This window comes from Actinotalea ferrariae CF5-4 (genome assembly GCF_000603945.1).
GTDB lineage: Bacteria > Actinomycetota > Actinomycetes > Actinomycetales > Cellulomonadaceae > Actinotalea > Actinotalea ferrariae.
This window is the reverse complement of sequence record NZ_AXCW01000310.1, coordinates 1-2631: the sequence shown is the minus strand read 5'-3', so window position 1 is coordinate 2631 and position 2631 is coordinate 1. Positions and strand designations below refer to the sequence as shown.

Annotated in this window: 3 protein-coding genes; all 3 read left to right on the top strand. The window is 74.2% G+C overall.

Going from position 1 to position 2631, the window contains the following annotated elements; all coding sequences use genetic code 11:
* The coding region (locus N866_RS21580) for a hypothetical protein (protein ID WP_034228634.1) at positions 1–584 on the top strand (584 nt) is incomplete at its 5' end.
* A 68-nt stretch (positions 585–652) separates the two neighbouring features.
* A complete protein-coding gene (locus N866_RS16835; protein ID WP_034228632.1) occupies positions 653–1453 on the top strand; it encodes an alpha/beta fold hydrolase in 801 nt (266 codons plus the stop codon).
* A gap of 6 nt (positions 1454–1459) precedes the next feature.
* The coding region (locus tag N866_RS16830; RefSeq protein WP_052023193.1) for a PP2C family protein-serine/threonine phosphatase at positions 1460–2631 on the top strand (1172 nt) is incomplete at its 3' end.

The window sequence follows — 2631 nt, the reverse complement described above, 5'->3', positions numbered from 1 at the left end:
CGGAGACCCCGGCCGCTCCCGAGCCCGATCCGGCACCCGAACCTGAGCCGGAGCCGGAGCCCGCCCCGGAGGCACCGGCCGCACCCGCCGCGCCGCCCGAGGAGGGCACCGACGACCCGGCCGCGGGCGGGGACGCTGCGGCGGCCGTTCCGGAGGGCTTCGAGCGGTACGACGACCCGACCGGCTTCAGCGTCGCGGTCCCGGCGGGCTGGGAGGCGGAGCGCGACGGGCCCCGCGTCTACCTCCGCGACCCCGCCTCCAGCGCGTACCTGCTCGTGGACCAGACCGACGACCCGGCGGCCGACCCGGTGGCCGACTGGCAGCAGCAGGAGCCGGCGGTCGCCGACCGGCTCGACAACTACGAGCGCATCGGCCGGATCGAGGCGACCGACTTCCGCGGCTGGGAGGCGGCCGACTGGGAGTTCGTGTTCGGTCCCGGCCAGGGCACGCACGTCCTCAACCGGAACGTCGTCACCTCCCCGGACCAGGCGTACGCGCTGTACTGGTCGGTCCCGTCGTCGCGGTGGGAGTCGATGCTCCCGGTGCACGAGCAGGTGGTCGCGAGCTTCCAGCCCGCGGGCTGAGCCGCTGGTGGAGCGGGGCTCGGGCCGCTCCCCGCGCCGCCTGCACCCGATGTCACTAGCCTCGACGGGTGAACGCGGTCGACCGGCACAACATCAGCGTCTCGGGAGTGCCCGGGGCGCAGCCGGTCGTCTTCGCCCACGGGTTCGGCTGCGACCAGAACATGTGGCGCCACGTCGCCCCGCACTTCGAGGACGCCTTCCGGGTCATCGCGTTCGACCACGTCGGCGCGGGCGGCTCCGACGCGTCGTCGTACGACCCGGTGCGGCACGGGTCGCTGGACGGGTACGCCGAGGACCTCCTCGCGATCGTCCACGAGCTGGACCTGCGGGACGTCGTCCTCGTGGGCCACTCGGTCTCGGCGATGATCTCGGTGCTCGCCGCGAACGCCGAGCCCGACCGCTTCGAGCGGCTCGTGCTCGTCTGCCCGTCCCCGCGCTACCTCGACGACGACGGCTACACCGGCGGCTTCACCGAGGCGGACATCACCGAGCTGCTCGACTCCCTGGACAGCAACTACCTGGGCTGGTCCAGCGCCATCGCGCCGGTGATCATGGGCAATCCCGACCGCCCGGAGCTGGGCGCCGAGCTGACGGCGAGCTTCTGCCGCACGGACCCGGAGATCGCGCGCCGGTTCGCGCACGTGACGTTCCTGTCCGACAACCGGGCCGACCTGCCGCGCGTCACCGTGCCGACCCTCGTGCTGCAGTGCACCGACGACGTCATCGCGCCGGTCGCCGTCGGGGAGTACGTCCGTGACGCGATCCCGGACGCCCGGCTCGAGCTGCTCGAGGCGACCGGGCACTGCCCCAACCTCAGCGCCCCCGAGGCGACCACCGCCGCCATCGCCGCGTTCGTGCGGCGGGACTGAGGCGCCGTGGCGAGCCCGCAGCTCGACGACGCCGACGCCGCCTTCCACGACGCCCTCCTCCAGGACGACCCGGCCCTGCTGTACGACCGCGCGCCGTGCGGCTACCTCTCGACCACGCCCGACGGCGTCGTCGTGCGCGTCAACGAGACCTTCCTCGTCTGGACCGGGTACCGGCGGGAGGACCTCGTCGGTCGACGGCGGTTCATCGACCTGCTGCCCGTCGGCGGCCGGATCTACCACGAGACCCACTACGCGCCGACGCTGCACATGCAGGGGACGGCGCGGGAGATCGCCCTGGAGGTCGTGTGCGCCGACGGCCGACGGCTGCCGGTGCTGGTCAACTCCGTGCTCGACCGCGACGGCGACGGCACGCCGCTGGTCATCCGCACCGCCGTCTTCGACGCGACCGAGCGGCGCCGGTACGAGCGGGAGGTGCTCGCGGCGAAGCGGCGGGCCGAGGAGTCCGAGACGCGTGCCCTCCAGCTGGCGCAGACCCTCCAGCAGACCCTCATCCCGCCGACGCCGCCGCACATCCCCGGCCTCGACGTCGCCGCGGCGTACCGCCCTGCCGGCGACGGCCGGCACGTGGGCGGCGACTTCTACGACGTCTTCCAGGTCTCGACGGACGACTGGGTGGTCGCCCTGGGTGACGTCCAGGGCAAGGGCGCCGAGGCCGCCGCCGTCACCGCGCTCGCCCGGTACACGGTGCGGGCCGCGTCCGTCGACCACGACTCCCCCAGCGACGTCCTGCACATCCTGGACCGCGTGCTGCACCAGGCCGAGACGGACCGCTTCTGCACCGTGGTGCTCGTGCGCCTGCGCCGCGTCGAGGGCGAGTGGTGCGCGACGGTCGCCTGCGGCGGTCACCCCCTCCCGCTGCTCCGCCGGCGTGGGCAGCACCCGGTGCCCGTGGGCGAGCACGGCGCGCTGCTCGGGGCCCTGCCCGGCGCGACGTTCACCGACACCGAGGTCCCCCTCGAGCCCGGCGACGCCCTCGTCCTCTACACCGACGGCGTGACCGAGGGCCGGCGCCTCGGCCACTTCTACGGGACCTCACGGCTGGTCGCCGTCGTCGACGAGCACCGCGGCCCTGCGGCGGACGTCACCGACGCGATCCTCGCCGACGTCATGACCTACCAGTCCGGCGACGCCCGCGACGACATCGCCGTCGTCACCGT